The sequence below is a fragment of the Actinoplanes sp. NPDC049599 genome, assembly GCF_044465625.1.
GTDB lineage: Bacteria > Actinomycetota > Actinomycetes > Mycobacteriales > Micromonosporaceae > Actinoplanes.
The window spans coordinates 108,890-123,028 of sequence record NZ_JBITLX010000019.1; the positions used below are offsets into that span (position 1 = coordinate 108,890).

Annotated in this window: 16 protein-coding genes; 7 read left to right on the forward strand and 9 right to left on the reverse strand. The window is 73.0% G+C overall.

All coding sequences use genetic code 11. The features are described from left to right. Positions 1–59: 59 nt before the first annotated feature. A complete protein-coding gene (locus ACIBQZ_RS28725) occupies positions 60–1,175 on the reverse strand; it encodes a MerR family DNA-binding transcriptional regulator (RefSeq protein ID WP_396091916.1) in 1,116 nt (371 codons plus the stop codon). Positions 1,176–1,278: 103 nt separating this feature from the next. On the opposite strand from ACIBQZ_RS28725, the gene ACIBQZ_RS28730 reads away from it, so the two are divergent. The 3 genes from ACIBQZ_RS28730 to ACIBQZ_RS28740 all read left to right on the forward strand — a co-directional run bounded on the left by ACIBQZ_RS28730 (position 1,279) and on the right by ACIBQZ_RS28740 (position 3,422). Beyond that, on the forward strand, positions 1,279–2,304 hold the full coding sequence (locus tag ACIBQZ_RS28730; RefSeq protein ID WP_396091917.1) for an SPFH domain-containing protein: 1,026 nt from the start codon (positions 1,279–1,281) through the stop codon (positions 2,302–2,304). 7 nt (positions 2,305–2,311) lie between these two features. Further along, positions 2,312–2,638: a hypothetical protein gene (locus ACIBQZ_RS28735; protein ID WP_396091918.1), complete on the forward strand. Its 327-nt coding sequence runs from the start codon at positions 2,312–2,314 to the stop codon at positions 2,636–2,638. A 169-nt stretch (positions 2,639–2,807) separates the two neighbouring features. Next, on the forward strand, positions 2,808–3,422 hold the full coding sequence (locus tag ACIBQZ_RS28740; RefSeq protein WP_396091919.1) for a hypothetical protein: 615 nt from the start codon (positions 2,808–2,810) through the stop codon (positions 3,420–3,422). A gap of 91 nt (positions 3,423–3,513) precedes the next feature. Here ACIBQZ_RS28740 and ACIBQZ_RS28745 read toward each other — a convergent pair whose 3' ends face one another. Next, positions 3,514–3,792 carry a hypothetical protein gene (locus ACIBQZ_RS28745; RefSeq protein ID WP_396091920.1) on the reverse strand — a complete coding sequence of 93 codons (279 nt, stop codon included), beginning with the start codon at positions 3,790–3,792 and terminating at the stop codon, positions 3,514–3,516. A 65-nt stretch (positions 3,793–3,857) separates the two neighbouring features. After that, entirely contained in the window at positions 3,858–4,226 is a 369-nt protein-coding gene (locus tag ACIBQZ_RS28750; protein WP_396091921.1) for a VOC family protein, read from the reverse strand. A gap of 59 nt (positions 4,227–4,285) precedes the next feature. Here ACIBQZ_RS28750 and ACIBQZ_RS28755 point away from each other — a divergent pair, with 59 nt between their 5' ends. Then, positions 4,286–4,783, forward strand: coding sequence for a MarR family winged helix-turn-helix transcriptional regulator (locus ACIBQZ_RS28755; protein ID WP_396091922.1), 498 nt, complete (start codon positions 4,286–4,288; stop codon positions 4,781–4,783). Here ACIBQZ_RS28755 and ACIBQZ_RS28760 read toward each other — a convergent pair. Beyond that, the gene (locus ACIBQZ_RS28760; protein WP_396091923.1) at positions 4,732–6,102 is read right to left on the reverse strand and encodes an FAD-binding oxidoreductase; all 1,371 of its coding nucleotides are present in this window, start codon (positions 6,100–6,102) and stop codon (positions 4,732–4,734) included. The genes ACIBQZ_RS28755 and ACIBQZ_RS28760 overlap by 52 nt on opposite strands. A gap of 150 nt (positions 6,103–6,252) precedes the next feature. Here ACIBQZ_RS28760 and ACIBQZ_RS28765 point away from each other — a divergent pair, with 150 nt between their 5' ends. Beyond that, the gene (locus ACIBQZ_RS28765; RefSeq protein WP_396091924.1) at positions 6,253–7,689 is read left to right on the forward strand and encodes an aldehyde dehydrogenase family protein; all 1,437 of its coding nucleotides are present in this window, start codon (positions 6,253–6,255) and stop codon (positions 7,687–7,689) included. Between the two features lie 9 nt (positions 7,690–7,698). Here ACIBQZ_RS28765 and ACIBQZ_RS28770 read toward each other — a convergent pair whose 3' ends face one another. From ACIBQZ_RS28770 to ACIBQZ_RS28780, 3 genes are all read right to left on the reverse strand, one after another. Next, a complete protein-coding gene (locus tag ACIBQZ_RS28770; protein WP_396091992.1) occupies positions 7,699–8,214 on the reverse strand; it encodes an RNA polymerase sigma factor in 516 nt (171 codons plus the stop codon). A gap of 27 nt (positions 8,215–8,241) precedes the next feature. Continuing rightward, positions 8,242–9,423 carry a dienelactone hydrolase family protein gene (locus ACIBQZ_RS28775; protein WP_396091925.1) on the reverse strand — a complete coding sequence of 394 codons (1,182 nt, stop codon included), beginning with the start codon at positions 9,421–9,423 and terminating at the stop codon, positions 8,242–8,244. 71 nt (positions 9,424–9,494) lie between these two features. Further along, the gene (locus tag ACIBQZ_RS28780; protein ID WP_396091926.1) at positions 9,495–9,884 is read right to left on the reverse strand and encodes a GNAT family N-acetyltransferase; all 390 of its coding nucleotides are present in this window, start codon (positions 9,882–9,884) and stop codon (positions 9,495–9,497) included. Positions 9,885–10,088: 204 nt separating this feature from the next. Between ACIBQZ_RS28780 and ACIBQZ_RS28785 the strand changes: the two genes are divergently transcribed. Beyond that, entirely contained in the window at positions 10,089–10,781 is a 693-nt protein-coding gene (locus tag ACIBQZ_RS28785; protein ID WP_396091927.1) for a phosphatase PAP2 family protein, read from the forward strand. Between the two features lie 10 nt (positions 10,782–10,791). Here ACIBQZ_RS28785 and ACIBQZ_RS28790 read toward each other — a convergent pair whose 3' ends face one another. Continuing rightward, a complete protein-coding gene (locus tag ACIBQZ_RS28790; RefSeq protein WP_396091928.1) occupies positions 10,792–11,535 on the reverse strand; it encodes an aminoglycoside phosphotransferase in 744 nt (247 codons plus the stop codon). Positions 11,536–11,752: 217 nt separating this feature from the next. On the opposite strand from ACIBQZ_RS28790, the gene ACIBQZ_RS28795 reads away from it, so the two are divergent. Next, a complete protein-coding gene (locus tag ACIBQZ_RS28795; RefSeq protein WP_396091929.1) occupies positions 11,753–13,066 on the forward strand; it encodes a hypothetical protein in 1,314 nt (437 codons plus the stop codon). Between the two features lie 12 nt (positions 13,067–13,078). Here ACIBQZ_RS28795 and ACIBQZ_RS28800 read toward each other — a convergent pair whose 3' ends face one another. Further along, the gene (locus tag ACIBQZ_RS28800; RefSeq protein ID WP_396091930.1) at positions 13,079–14,092 is read right to left on the reverse strand and encodes a lipid II:glycine glycyltransferase FemX; all 1,014 of its coding nucleotides are present in this window, start codon (positions 14,090–14,092) and stop codon (positions 13,079–13,081) included. Positions 14,093–14,139: the final 47 nt, after the last annotated feature.

Consider the following 14,139-nt stretch of genomic DNA (forward strand, 5'->3'; position numbering starts at 1 on the left):
GCCCGGGCGCCTTTCATCGGATTCTCGACTTCCCGGGTGACGGGCTGACGCACAGTGATTCAGGCTACGAGCAGACGAAGGCCCAGCTCCGCCGCGTCGAGGGCAACGAGGTCCCGGTTGCGTTCGGCCCACCGGCCCGAGGCAAGATCCTCACGGAGTGCGCTCACCGCCCGCTGCTCGGCCTGCGGGCCGACTCTGGTCCAGACCGATACCGCGCGGCGCACATGCTCTTCCAGGTACGCCTCGGGCCGGCGCCAGTGCGCCTCGAAGAAGCCGTCCTCGCAGTCCCACGGGATGAGCACCGGCTCCGCACGTCCGCCGATCGCGCGGGTCAAATCGGCCAGCGACGGCCGGCCGGCGAGCAGGTCGGCGAACTCAGGCAGGTAGTCGCGGGTGAGCCAGAACCGCTGACGCCAGCCGGTGTCATCGGCGTCGTAGGTGAACACCACCACTCGGCGGGCCACTCGCCGCATCTCGCGCAACCCGGCGACCGGGTCCGGCCAGTGATGAACGGTGCTGACCGCCATCGCGACGTCGAAGGACTGATCCCCGAACGGCAAGTTGTCCGCGCCGGCGGCCACGCACGGCGCCGCACCCACAGGGCGCTGCGCCCGCATGACCGCCGAGGGTTCCACCGCCGTGACGTCACGGTCATGCGGTTCGTACGAGCCGGTTCCAGCCCCGACATTCAGTACTGTCCGTGCGTCCCCGAGCGCCTCCCAGATGCGCGCGGCGATCCGCGGCTCGGTGCGCCGCGTCGCCGGGTATGCGGATCCGATGGCGTCGTACAACTGCGCGCCGAACACCCTCAGTTGTTCCGCCGGCGTCGTCCTGATCCCCATCGCCCGTGCCTCCAGCTCTCGGTCTATAGCAGTCACCATGACCGCGGCGCGGTCGCGCTGTTCCACCAGCAGACCGCGCAGGAGGCGCAGGTGCGCAACCGCGTCGGCGGCCGGGTCGTCGATCAGTTCAGCGATCTCGCCCAACCCGAAACCCAGCCGCCGGTAGGCGAGGACCTCCTGCAGCCGCTCCACATCGCCTGCGGAGTAGACCCGATATCCCGCCGCGGTTCGCATGGAAGGCCGCATGAGCCCGATCTCGTCGTAGTGATGCAGCGTGCGCACGGTTACGCCGGCCAGCTCGGCCACGCGTCCCACAGTCAGGTGCTCCTCCACACCAGCGACTATGTGGCATGACGCCACGTGAGGGACAACCCCGTCGCTCCGAAGGCACGATTCCAGGGCACCGATCTTCGACCGCGGATGCTCAGATGGGTGCATGCAGAGACTGAACAGACAGACGAGCCCGGCCGGCGTGTCGACCGGCCCCTCGGGCGGCCGCGTCGGGCTGTGGATCAGCGGTTTGGTGGTGGTCGCGCTGGTCCTGCTGGGCACCGCGATCGCGCTCTTCTCCGGTTTTGACAAGACCACGGGCGGCCAGGTCGGCGTGGTGCGCAACGGCGGCGCCTTCGACAACAACCGCATCCGCCAGGTCATCACGCCCGGATCGGGCCTGACCTGGACGGGCATCGCGTCGGACACCCACAAGTACCCGGCGCAGCAGCGCTTCTACACGATCACCGCGGACACCTCCCGCGGCGACACCAGCGGCGTCGACGTGGTCACCACGCCGTCCAGCGACGGCGTCGACATGGGCATCGAGGGCACCATCTACTTCACGCTCAAGCTCGACGAGGCCAGCATCAAGGGCTTCGACGAGAAGTTCGGCACCCGCCAGTTCCGCGGCATCGACGGCGAGTTGCGCCACGCCTACGACGACGAGGCCGGCTGGGGCACGTTCCTCGACTCGATCGTCCGGCCGGTGATCGAGAACGACCTGCGCATCCAGGTCAACAAGTTCCGGTGCGCCGAGCTCGTGTCCAGCTGCGCGCTGGTGCAGAACACAACGCCTGGGACGGCCCGGCCCGCGCCGGTCAACCCGGCCGGCACGCAGAACAACACCAACATCGCCAAGATGCAGGACGCGGTGAACGAGAGCCTGCCCAAGGATCTCGACGACATGCTCGGCGGCGACTTCTTCGAGGGGATCCGCTTCAATCTCGCCCGGGTCACGCTGCCGAAGAACGTGCAGGACGCGGTCAACAAGGCACAGGCGGCGTATGCGGCGGTCAGCGAGGCACAGGCGCGGGTGGCCCAGGCGCAGGCCGACGCAGACGCGAACAAGAAGCGCCAGGAGGGCTACAACGCCTGCCCGGCCTGTGCTCAGATCGACATCATCAAGGCGTTCCCGCCCGGCCTGACCACGTACGCCCCGGGCGGCGCGGCGGCCGTACCGCTGAAGTGAGGTCCTGATGCGTGCCGTCGCCCTGCTGATCGGCGTGCTCGCGGTCGCTCTGCTGGTGGTGGCCGTCGCCGCCGCGGCCGGCGCGGCCGCACGGCGGCGGCAGGCCCGGCTGGCGGTGGCGGCCCGGTGGCGCATGCGCCACTACGCCGATCGGGGCAAGACGGTGGTGACGGTGGCGCTGACCCCACCGGACGGGCGGGTGATCGAGGAACACGTGGTCGACCGTTTCCCCGACGGCGACGCGAGCTGGGAACAGCGGTTCCTCACCGCGCGCGAGGAGGCGGAGCTGCGGGCGTTCCACCTCAACGCCGACCGCCCGGAGATCGGCGGCTGACCGGAGGCGTTCGGCTGGAAAACCTGAGTCCGGCCCGGCCGGCACCGCCCCGAGGCGGTGTCGCCCGTTCGGGTGTCACCCCTCGCTCCGCGGCGACATGCGCGTCACCCCGCCGAACGCTGGTTACGCTGCGTCAGCCCGATCCGCCATCGGCAGGGAGAGACCGGCAATGCAGCACCTGTACGCGCGGCGCCTGACGGGCATGCTGGCGGTCGCCGGCGTTCTCCTCGCCATCGGGGCGGGCCCGGCCCGGGCCGACGGGATCCACCGGGGTGACCCGATCTCGGTCGCCTTCCCGGACATCGAGGTGCCCGCGGGCGGCACCGCCATCGATCTGCTGGGACCGAACCTCTGGTCGACGGGCCCCACGAAGCTGACGAAGGCGAAGGTCGCCTACGACCTGCGCGGGGCCGCCGGGGTGCGGCTCACCCCGGGCGAGAGCGGCGGCAGATGTGTGCAGCCTTCACCGACCCGGGTCGTCTGCTCCGATCCGAGAGTGCTCTCGTTCGAGGGCGAGACGATCGAGCAGTACCTGCCCGTGGTGGTGAGAGCAGCCAGGACCGCCAAGGCCGGCGACACGGGGACGGTGACCATCACCTTCTCCGCCGAGGGACTGGCGCCGATCACCGGCACCAGCAAGGTGCGCGTCGTTGACGGCCGGGAAGACCTGGCTGCCACCGGCCCGTCGGCCGGGTCGATCGGCGGGATCGGCCTGCTGGTGCTCGGGGCCGGCGCGGTGAGCGTGCTGGCCGCGCGGCGCCGCCGAGCCCGCTTGCTCGCCTAGCGGGAGCGGCGGCAGCGATCGTCCCGGCGACCACGGTGGCCAGCCCTGCCAAGAAGGCCGACCACCTGCCCGGAACGGGAGGCCGCCCCGATCAGAAAGGCGCAGGCCCCCGTCCAGCCAGCGACATCAGAACCTGAGTAGCAAGCAACCGCCGAACCCCCGTGACCGCGACCTCTCCGATCTGGTCGTACGGCAGCTCCAACTGCAATCCGTCGCTGGCCTCGCGGATCTCCGCACTGACCTGGTCCGGGCGGAACGTCCCGCTCCACCCGTCGAGATTGCCGCGGTTGTTGGTCCCGAGCGAGGCCATTCCCTCCACGCGTGCGCCGTCGGCGAGGATCAGCGTCGCCGGGCCCGAATACGTCGTCATAGTGCTCAACCGTAACGGTTCGGCCGGTGCCGTGGCGCGACGCACACGGCACACGCCCCTCGCGCTCAGCGCTTGTCGTGGATCGTGACCGCGTACCCGTCCGGGTCGGTGAAGGTGAACGTGCGGCCGAACGGGCTGTCGAACGGCGGGGTCACGATCGGCACGCCGGCGGCGGCGAGCGCGTCGTGCAGGGCCTGCGCGTCCGTGCTGTGCAGCCACAATGCCACCCCGAGGCCGGGCCCGCCGGGCGCGTCCAGGTCGACGCCGGGCAGCGGGGCGCGGACCGCGAACGGGATCGGCGTGGTGGCGAACACGACCGCGCCGGGCGGGCTCGCCGGGGCCCGGTCCAGGCCGAGGTGGTGCTCGTAGAAGGCGGCGGCGCGGTCCAGGTCGCGAACCTGCAGGGCGATGAAGTCGGGTCCGGTGACGGTCATGGCACTCTCCTCGGTATGTCAAAGTCCTGACATGGCCCAGCGTATGTCAGGATACTGACATGACGCAACCAGAGCTGGTCGGCCCGGTCGAGAACGCGGTCGGCTACGTCCTCAAGGAAGCGGCGGTGGCGCTGCGGGCCGCCCTGGACGCGGTGCTGCGGCCGCTGGATCTCACCGTGTCGCAGTACGCCTGCCTGGAGCTGCTCGGGCAGCGGCCCGGGCTGTCGAACGCCGACCTGGCCCGCGGCACCTTCGTCACCCGGCAGTCGATGAACGTGGTGCTCCAGGGCCTGCAGGCCCGCGGGCTGGTCACCCGGCCGGCGACCGCCGCCCGGGGCCGCGAGCTGCCCGCCGTGCTCACCGAGGAGGGCCGCCGGCAGCTGCTCGCGACCAGCGCGGCCGTGCGCAGCGTCGAGAAGCGGATGTGCGCCGGGCTGAGCGCCGACCAGCAGCAGGTGCTGCTGGAGACCCTCGCGGCCTGCGTGCGGAACCTGACCGCCGGGGTTCAGCCCAGCAGCGACGGCACCGCCGAGGCGAACGCGTTGCCCGGGTCGTAGCGGCGCTTGGCGGCCAGCACCCGGTCGAGGTTGGCGCCGTAGGATTCCCGGGCGCGGTCCTCGTGCTCCGGGCCCAGCAGGTTGGGGTAGCCGCCGGGCAGCGCGACCGGGTCCAGCGCCGTGACCACCGAGTCGGCCCAGGCGCGGTGCCGGTCGGCCGAATCACCCGGCTGCCACGCCGCGATCACCTCGACCGCCTGGTGCGGGGCCCGCTGGGCGAAGGCGGTCGCACCCGGGTCGACCCGGGACGCGGCGCCGTGGAACCGGTTGACGATCAGCGCCGAGTACGGCGAGGACACCTCCGCGGCCCCGGTGACCAGCGCCTCCGCCGCAGCCGGGGACACCTCCGGGATCCAGCGGCTGCGCAGCAGGTAGTGGCTGCCGTCGAACATGCTCGCGTCGAACATGCTCAGCGCGGCCGAGTACGGCATCACCCCGATCTGATCGACCACCGGGTGCCCGAGCGAGCGCAGCCGGGCGACCAGCCGCTCCCCCACGGCCAGGTCGTCACCGCTGAAGAACGGGCACAGGAACGCCATCGGTCCCCGCGGCCCGGGCAGGAAGCCGGTCATGATCGTCAGCTCGTCCGGGGCGCCGTCGGTGATCTCGGCGTAGCCGGCCAGCACCGCGGCGCCCTCGGCGAACGGGAACATGAGCATGCCGGCGAGCACGGCCGGCTGGTGGTGCAGCCGGTACCGCAGCTCGGTGACGACGCCGAAGTTGCCGCCACCGCCGCGCAGCGCCCACCACAGCTCGCTGTCGTCCTCCGGCCCGGCGGTCACCGTGCTCCCGTCGGCCAGCACGACCTCGGCGCCGAGCAGGTTGTCCAGCGCCAGCCCGTACCGGCCGATCAGCGCGCCGTAACCGCCGACCGTGGTGAGCCCGGCCAGGCCGACCGAGCGCACCACGCCGGTGGCGGTGACCAGCCCGTGCGGCGTCGCCGCGGCCAGCAGGTCGGCGGTGAGCGCGCCGCCCTGCACGGTCGCGGTCCGCCCGGGCGCGTCGATCGTGACGCCCCGCATGCCGGCGAGGTCGACGACCAGGCCGCCGTCGCGCAGCGCCCGGCCCGCCCAGTCGTGGCCGCCGGCGCGCACCGACAGCGGCAGGCCCGCGTCGCGGGCGGCCCGGACGGCGACGCTGACCTCGGCCGGGTCGGCGCAGCGGGCGATCACGGCGGGCCGGGTCGTGACGGCGGCGTTCCAGACCTGGCGGGCGGCGGGGTAGGCGGGGTCGCCCGCCACGAGCAGGCGCTCGCCGAGCCGGGGCCGCAGCGTGCGGACGGCACCGTCGACGTCGGCCGGTGTGCTGATGGCGGTCATGACGCCTCCTGAGCAGGCGGGCAGGTGCGGCGACCGTACCTCCGCGGTCACCGTGCGTGCCGTCGTGAATACGACTCCCCGGGGCTGATCCGCCGGTCGCCGCGCCGACTAGGGTGGGCTCGCCTCATCGTCCGGCCGGCTGGGAGAGTCATGCACCATCAGATGTTCGTGGACGGCGCCTGGGTCTCCGCGCTCTCCGCCGCCACCACCGTCGCGACCAGCCCGGCGACCGGCGAGGAGCTCGGCACGGTGCCGGAGGGCGACCGGGCGGACGCGCGCGCGGCGATCGCGGCGGCCCGGCGGGCCGCACCCGGCTGGGCGCGGCTCTCGGCCTTCGAACGGGCCGCGCTGCTGCACCGGGTCGCGGACGTGATCGAGACCCGCCGCGACGAGCTGGCCCGCACGCTGACGCTGGACCAGGGCAAGCCGTTGCGCGCCGAGGCGTACGACGAGGTGGACGAGCTGGTCACGTACTGGCGGATGGCCGCGGAGGACGGCAAGCGGCTGGGCGGGCTGCTGCCGAACTCGGCCGGCACCGGCAAGCGGGCGCTGCTGGTGCGGCGCCCCCGCGGGGTGGTCGGGGTGATCACGCCGTGGAACTGGCCGTACACGATGCCCGCCGAGCTGATCGCGCCCGCGCTGGCCGGCGGCAACACGGTGGTCTGGACCCCGGCGCCGTCGACGGCCGTCTCGGCCGTCGCGCTGGCCGGCTGCCTCGCCGAGGCCGACCTGCCGCCGGGGGTGCTCAACCTGGTCACCGGGCCCGGCCCGGTGGTGGGTGACGAGATCGCCCGGCACCCGGGTACGGACGCCGTCGCCTTCATCGGCTCGACCGCCACCGGGCGTTCGGTGGCGAGCGCCGCGGCGGGCAAGGCGACGCTGCTGGAGATGGGCGGCAACGGCCCGCTCGTGGTGCTGGCGGACGCCGACCTGGACCGGGCCGTCGAGGGCGCGCTGCAGGCCTGTTTCCTGTGTGCCGGGCAGAGCTGCACCGCCGGCGAGCGGCTGCTGGTGCACCACGCGGTGCGCGACGACTTCGCCGAGCGGCTGGCCCGGGCCGTCGGCGAGCGGATCCGGCTGGGCGACCCGCGCGACGACGCCACCACGATGGGACCGCTGAACAACGCCGGCGTCGCGGCCAAGATGGACGAGCACGTCGCCGACGCGGTGCGGCGCGGGGCCAAGGTGCTGACCGGCGGCGCCCGCGCCACCGGCTTCCCCACCGACCTGTACTGGCCGGCCACCGTGCTCACCGAGGTGCCCGCCGACGCCGCGGCCGCCACCGAGGAGACCTTCGGCCCGATCGCGCCGATCGTCGGCATCGGCGGCCTGGACGAGGCCATCGCGCTGACCAACGCCTCCCGGTACGGGCTGCTGGCCGCCGTCTACACCGCCGACCTGAGCGCCGGGCTGGCGTTCGCGGACGCGGTGCGCACCGGCTGGGTCAACATCAACGAGTCCACCAACTACTGGGAGAGCCATCTGCCGTTCGGCGGCCGGGCCGGCACCGACAGCGGCCTGGGCCGGGTCGGCGGAGCGCACCCGATGGAGGCGTTCACCGAGCTGCAGACCGTGATCATCGGCTGACCCGCCGGGTCAGGACAGGGCCGTGCGCAGGGCGGCCCGGGCCCGCCGCGCGCGCGACTTCACTGTGCCTTCCGGTACGCCCAGCAGCAGGGCGGTCTCGCGTACCGTCAGACCGTCGAGGGCCGTGGCCCGCAGCACCTCACGCAGCTCGGCCGGCAGTTCGAGCAGGGCCTGCTCGAGGTCCTGCCCGACGCGCCCGGCCAGCGCCTCGTCCTCGGCGGCGGGCGCCGTCGCCGCGGCGAGCGGCACCGGCGGCAGCCGCCCCTGCCGGGCCCGCCGGCGGAACGCGTCGATCAGCCGGTGCGCGGCGATCGTCCAGAGCCAGCCCACCGCGCTGCCCCGGGCGACCGGGCCGGCGAAGCTGCCCGCCGCCCGCCAGACCGCGAGATAGGTCTCCTGCACCACGTCGGCGACCAGGTCGTCGTCGGCGCACCGGCGACGCAGCCGGACCAGCAGCCACGGTGAGGTGCGCCGGTAGAGCTCGTCGAACGCCCGCCGGTCGCCGGCGGCCGTGCGCCGGAGCAGTTCCCCCTCGTCGGCCGTGGCCGGGCCTCACTTCCGGTTGAGCCAGCGGTCCAGCCACGCGAACGCCTCGTCCTGCATCTCGCGGACGAACACGTGCCCCAGCCCCGGCCAGACCTTGGTGCTGAGCCGGTGCAGGGCCCGCTGCGAGGCCCAGACCGACCGCATCCTCGCATACGCCGCCTCGACCCCGGCCGGGGTGAACAGCGGATCGGCCTCCCCGTCGAGCAGCATCATCGGCCGGGGCGCGGCGATGCTCGCCACGTCCGGGATGTCCAGGTAGCGGTACAGGCCCGGGTGCAGCATGAAGAACGCCGACTGGCCGCGCAGCGTGTTGTTGCCCGGCACCATCATCTCCTTCAGGCCGGTCATCCAGCACGCCGAGACGGTCGCGGCGATGTGGTCCGACAGCGCCGCCACCTGCCACGCCCGGTAACCGCCCATCGAGAAGCCGACCGCGGCGATCCGCCGCTCGTCGACCTCGGGCAGCGACGCGAGCATCGCCGCCGCCCGCACGTCCTCGTACGCCAGCAGCCCGGCCGGCGACGACCCGAGGTTGAAGAGGTTGGCGGCCAGCGCCTGCTGACCCTCGTAGGCCAGGCCGCCACGGTCACCCCAGCCGAGGGCGTCCACGGCCAGCACCGCGTACCCGCGGGCGGCCAGCTCGTTGCCGAGGAAGCGGCCGCTGAAGTACCGGTCGGCCCAGGCCCGCGCCGACGCCCGGCGGGTCTCGTCGGCCCAGGGCTCGATCAGCTTCTCCTTGCCGATGTCGAATTTGGCGCCGTGGTCGTGCAGCAACAGCACGGCCGGGAACGGCCCCGGACCCTCCGGCACCAGCATCAACGCCCGCACCCGGCTGTGCCGGGTCACATCGAACAGCACCGAACGCTGCCGGTACCCGTCGCGCGGCTGCTCGTCGACGATCTCCACCGCGAACGGCGACCGGTCCTCGGGCTGCCACAGCAGCTCCTCGACCTTGCCGCGGGCCCGCCGCCGCCAGGCCCGGAAGTCCCCGCCGCGGTGCCGCCACGCCAGCGGGAAGGTCAGCTCGTCCTTGAGCCGCTCGGCGAAGACCGGCATGTTCCCGGCGACCACCGAGGGCCCTTCGGCAGCGACGGACATGCCGGCCGCGGCGGCGGCAGCGGCGGTGCCGGGGAGCTGGCCGGCGGCCAGGGCCACGGCCGGCAGGGTGACGAAGGCGCGACGCTTCATATATTCCCCTTGGTCGATGGATACCGACCGTAGGGAGCGCGGCTCGCCACTGTCAATCCACGCCGCGGGAGTCAGATCAGCTCGCGCGCCAGCAGGCCCATCGTGTACTCGTCGTACCAGCGGCCGTCGCGGCGGAAGACCTCCCGCAGGCGGCCCTCCTGCACGAAGCCCACCTTCCGGTACGCCCGCACGGCCGGCTCGTTCTCGGTCACCACGGTCAGGATGATCTTGTGCAGGCGCATCTGGTCGAAGCCGTACCGGCAGACCGTGCGGACCGCGTCCGTGGCGTGGCCCCGGCCCCAGGAGTCCTTCTCGCCCAGGTAGATGTCCAGCTCCGCGATGCCGAGCTCGGGTTCCGCCTGGCGCAGCCGGACCAGCCCGATGAGCCGGGCGTCGGCCTGGGTCTCGACGCCGAGCAGCAGGTCGCCGTACTCGTTGCGGTGCGCTCCTCGGTCAGCCACCTCGTCACCCGGGCCAGCGACTGCGGATAACCGTCCTGCATCCAGCGCATGACCTGCGGATCGTGGTTCCACCGCCACAGCGCCTCGGCGTCGGACGGTTCCATGGCCCGCAGGCGCACCAGCTCACCCATCATGATCATAGGGGTACCACGGCGCCGCGACGCGGACCGATTCGGGACCGGGTTTCCGGGGTAGGGAGAGACGATGAAGCTCGGCCTCCGTCTCACCACGGCCTCCGCCCTCGCCCTGCTGGTGCTGGTGCCGTTCGCGCTGATCGCGGCACTCGTGGCCGGCGGCTGGGCGCCGCTGCACGACCTCGACGAGGCCGTCACGAACTCGCTGCACAGCTGGGCCCTGGGTCACCCGCACTGGACCACGGCCAACGTGTGGTGGACGAACGTCTTCGCCCCGTTCCCGCTGCGGGCGGCCGCGCTCGGGCTGGTGATCTGGCTGCTCCGGCGCCGGGCGAAGCGGCTGGCGCTCTGGGTGGTGACCACGATGGTGGTGGGCGGGCTGCTCGGCGTGGTGCTCAAGCTGCTGGTCGGCCGGCACCGCCCGGACCTGCTGGAGCCGGTGGCCCGGGCGACCGGCTTCTCGTTCCCGTCCGGGCACGCGCTGAACGCGGCCCTGACCGCCGGGGTGTTCGTGCTGGTCCTGCTCCCGGTGGCGCGTGGCGCGTGGCGGTGGGTGCTGTGGGCGGCGGCGATCGGGGTGACGGTGCTGACCGGGCTGAGCCGGATCGTGCTGGGAGTGCACTGGACCAGCGACGTGGTGGCGGGCACGCTGCTGGGCGTCGCGGTGGTCACGGCGACGGCGGCGGCATTCCCCCGGCTGCGCCACGAACCGGTGGTGGAACAGGGCCTGGAACCGGACCTGGCGGACGCAACACCACGCTGACCGCCCCCTCTCAGACCGCTCGAACTTCGGCGAGCCGCTTGACCGCGTACTCGTCGTCCCAGCAGACGGCGGCTTCCCACGCGGCCGACGCTTGCGCGGCGAGGTCGAACGCGCCGTCGTCGAGCCCGGCGGCGTTGCCGGGCAGCACAAGATCAAGATCGGGGACGTCGACGTGCGACTCGTCCCAGTCGATCAGCGCGACCCGACGCGCGGTCATCCGGACATTGCCCAGGTTGTTGGAGTCGCCGTGGACGACGCAGGTCCGCCGCCCGGCAAGCCGCGCCCACGCCGCTCGGCACCGAACGACACCCTCAGCGGGCATCGCACCGAGGTCGATCCTCGTCCCGGTCTCGGCGTGCAGGAGATCGGCCGACGACCGCCAACCCGGGCGCTGCGGCCAGCCCCGGGTCAACCGATGCAGCTCCCGGAGCGTGCCGGCCACGCGACGCCAGTCGGCGGGCGTCTCGGGCGGTCCGCCCTCCAGATAGGTCATCACCAGCAGACCGTCGGCGAACAGCCGCCCGTCGCTGGTCGGTATCGGCACGGGCACCGGCAGACCCGCCCGGTCGAGGTGTTGCAGCAGCGCGGCCTCCCACGCCAGATCAGCATCGCTGCGGACACCGAGACGACCAACCGCGAGACGCCCGCTGACGCGCACGCTCCACACGTCGTTGGCGACCCCGCCGGTCAGCGGTTCGACGCGGGCGGCGCCTGCACCCCACTGCCCGAGTGACTCCCACCCCACCGGCCACATGCTACGAGGTTCAGGACGGGCCGGCAGCGCGGAAAGCGTCGAGCTCGGTGTCGGTGTCCAGCTTGGTCAGGTGCGCGGATCGGGCCACATCATGGCGGCGCAGTCCAACAGCACCCGGGCCTCCGCACGGTCGGTTCTCTGACAGGGAGTCGGACGGTACGCGGTCACCGGGGCCGCTCCGGTCCGGTTGCGGGACAGGCGGTACTACCGTGGCGGCGTGGAGACGCTGGCTTGTGGGCATGTCGCGTTTGCCGCGCCGTCGCGGATGTGTCCTCATCTGGTCCGGCCCGTACGGGAGGGTGTCGAGCACGTCCGGCTGCTGACCGGCCGGCGGCTGGAGTTCGATCTCGCCTGCGGGCAATGTGATGCCGCCGGGAAGCCGGTGACGCTCGTTGAGGTGTGCGAGGGGTGTGCGCAGCGCCTGGACGAGGATGCCGAGCACGGCAGCCTCACCGCGTGGCGGGGGCAGCCGGGCGTCGACGAGCGGCCCGAGGCGGTCGACCGTAGCGTGGTCGACTGGCGGTTGCCGGAGCTGACCGGGCCGGTCATCGACCTCGCGCCGTTCGGCGCGGATCCGGGCTGGCTGGCCCTGACCGCCGACGGCACGATCGCCGAGCTGGATCCCGACGCGGACCGGTGCGCCGTGCTGGCCACCGGCGTGCTCGTCGCCGAGCCGGACTACCAGCCGTGGGCGGGCCGGCCGTTGACGCCGCGGCTGCACGTGTCGGACTGCGGGCGCTTCGCCGCCGTCGTCAACGACTACGGGCGGTACGGCCGGGTCGTGGACCTGCACCGGCCGGGCACGACGACCCTGCGGCTCGACAGCGGCAGCTACCGCACCAACCTCGTGCCGTTCTCGCTGGTCTTCGCCCGGCACGAGGGCCGCGCCGTGGTCGTGCACCGCACCGACTGGAACCGTCTCGACGTGCACGACGCCGAGTCCGGGCGGCTGCTCACCGACCGGGCGCGTGAGCCGGTCGGTGCGGGGCAGCGGCAGGCGCACGATCTGGACTACTTCCACGGCCGCCTGCACCTGTCGCCCGACCAACGCTGGCTCGCCGACGACGGCTGGGTCTGGGCCCCCGTCGGGATGCCGGTGTCGTGGAGCCTGGAGCGGTGGCTGCGGGACAACGTGTGGGAGTCCGAGGACGGGCCGTCCTGGCGCCCGCTGTGCCAGCGCGACTACCGCTGGGACACCCCGATGTGCTTCGTCGGCGACACCCTGGTAGCGGTCAGCGGCATCGGCTACGACGACATCGCCATGCTCGACGGCGTACGCATCTTCAGCGTCGTCACCGGGGCCGAGGTCAGCACGTTCGCCGGGCCGGTCGGTGCGCTCTTCGCCGACCGCAGCCGGCTGTACGCCGCCGCGCCCGGCGGGTTGCAGGTCTGGGACCCGGTCACCGGGCACCGGACCGGCAGCGTGCCGGGTTTCGTGCCGACCTGCCACCACCGCGCCGCCGGTCAGCTGGCCGCCGTGCAGGACGGGGTGCTGCGGCGCTGGGACACCGCCGGCGGGCACGGAAAGTAGCGGGAGGCGGCCTCAGTGGCCGGCCCGGGTCAGCCGCGCCACGGCCCGCTGCTTGAGGGCGAAGCCTTCCTTGGCCGCGTCGCGCAGGCCGGCCACCAGCGGCGAGCGGGACCGGCGCGCCCACGGCACCGGGACCTCGGTGGTGCCGTACTTGGCCTTGTAGGAGTTGCCGCCGACGAAGTCGAACTCGGTCACGCCGCGTTCCTTGGCCCAGCGCAGCGCGTGCCAGATCAGCGCCTCGTTGGGGCGCAGGTGCTGGTGCTCGCGCCAGCTGGCGCCGCCCCAGAAGTACATCGTGCGGTGGTGCCAGGGCAGCACCGCGGTGGCGATGCAGCGGCCCTCGCCGTCGCGGGCGCGCAGCAGCAGGATCCGGCCCGCCGGGGCCAGGTTGCCGATCAGGGCGCGGACCCGCTCGATCGAATAGGTCGGCACCAGATTTTGTTTGGCGAATACGTCGCGTAGCTGATTGTAGAATTCCCCGGCGAATGCCGGGTCGCCCGGATCCGCTTCTTCGATGACGACTCCGGACTTGCCGGCCTTACGGATATTACGGCGGCAGGCACTGGCCATCGCGCCGAACAGCGCATCGGCATCGGGGCGCAGGTCGATCACCGCGGTCGGCGCCGCCGCCCAGCGCAGCCCCAGACCCTCGAGGTCCGGCTCGGTCAGGCCGCGGTCGCGGATCTCCAGGTGCGCGCAGCCGAGCTCGCCGAACGCGAACGGCATCAGGGCCGCCAGCGCGGCCCGGCGCGGCACCCCGGGAGCGAGGTTGAAGCCCACGTAGGAGGTGGTCCAGCCGGCCATCGGGCTGCCGAGAATCCGCAGGCCGTAACGCTTGGTCACCAGCCCGGTGAAGTGCCCGACGGTACGCGCGCCGTCGGTGACCGTGGCGAGCACCGGCTCGGCGCGCTGGGTCTGCGCCACGAAGCGCAGCCACTGCTCGGTGTGGAAGATCAGGCGGTCGTCGTAGGTGGCCCGGTCGGCCCAGAGCGCAGCCGTCGGCTCCACCCGATGCAGTGCCAGCATGAGATCCCCTCGGCGGCGCTGGAAGAAATAGGCCCTGTGCCGGATGA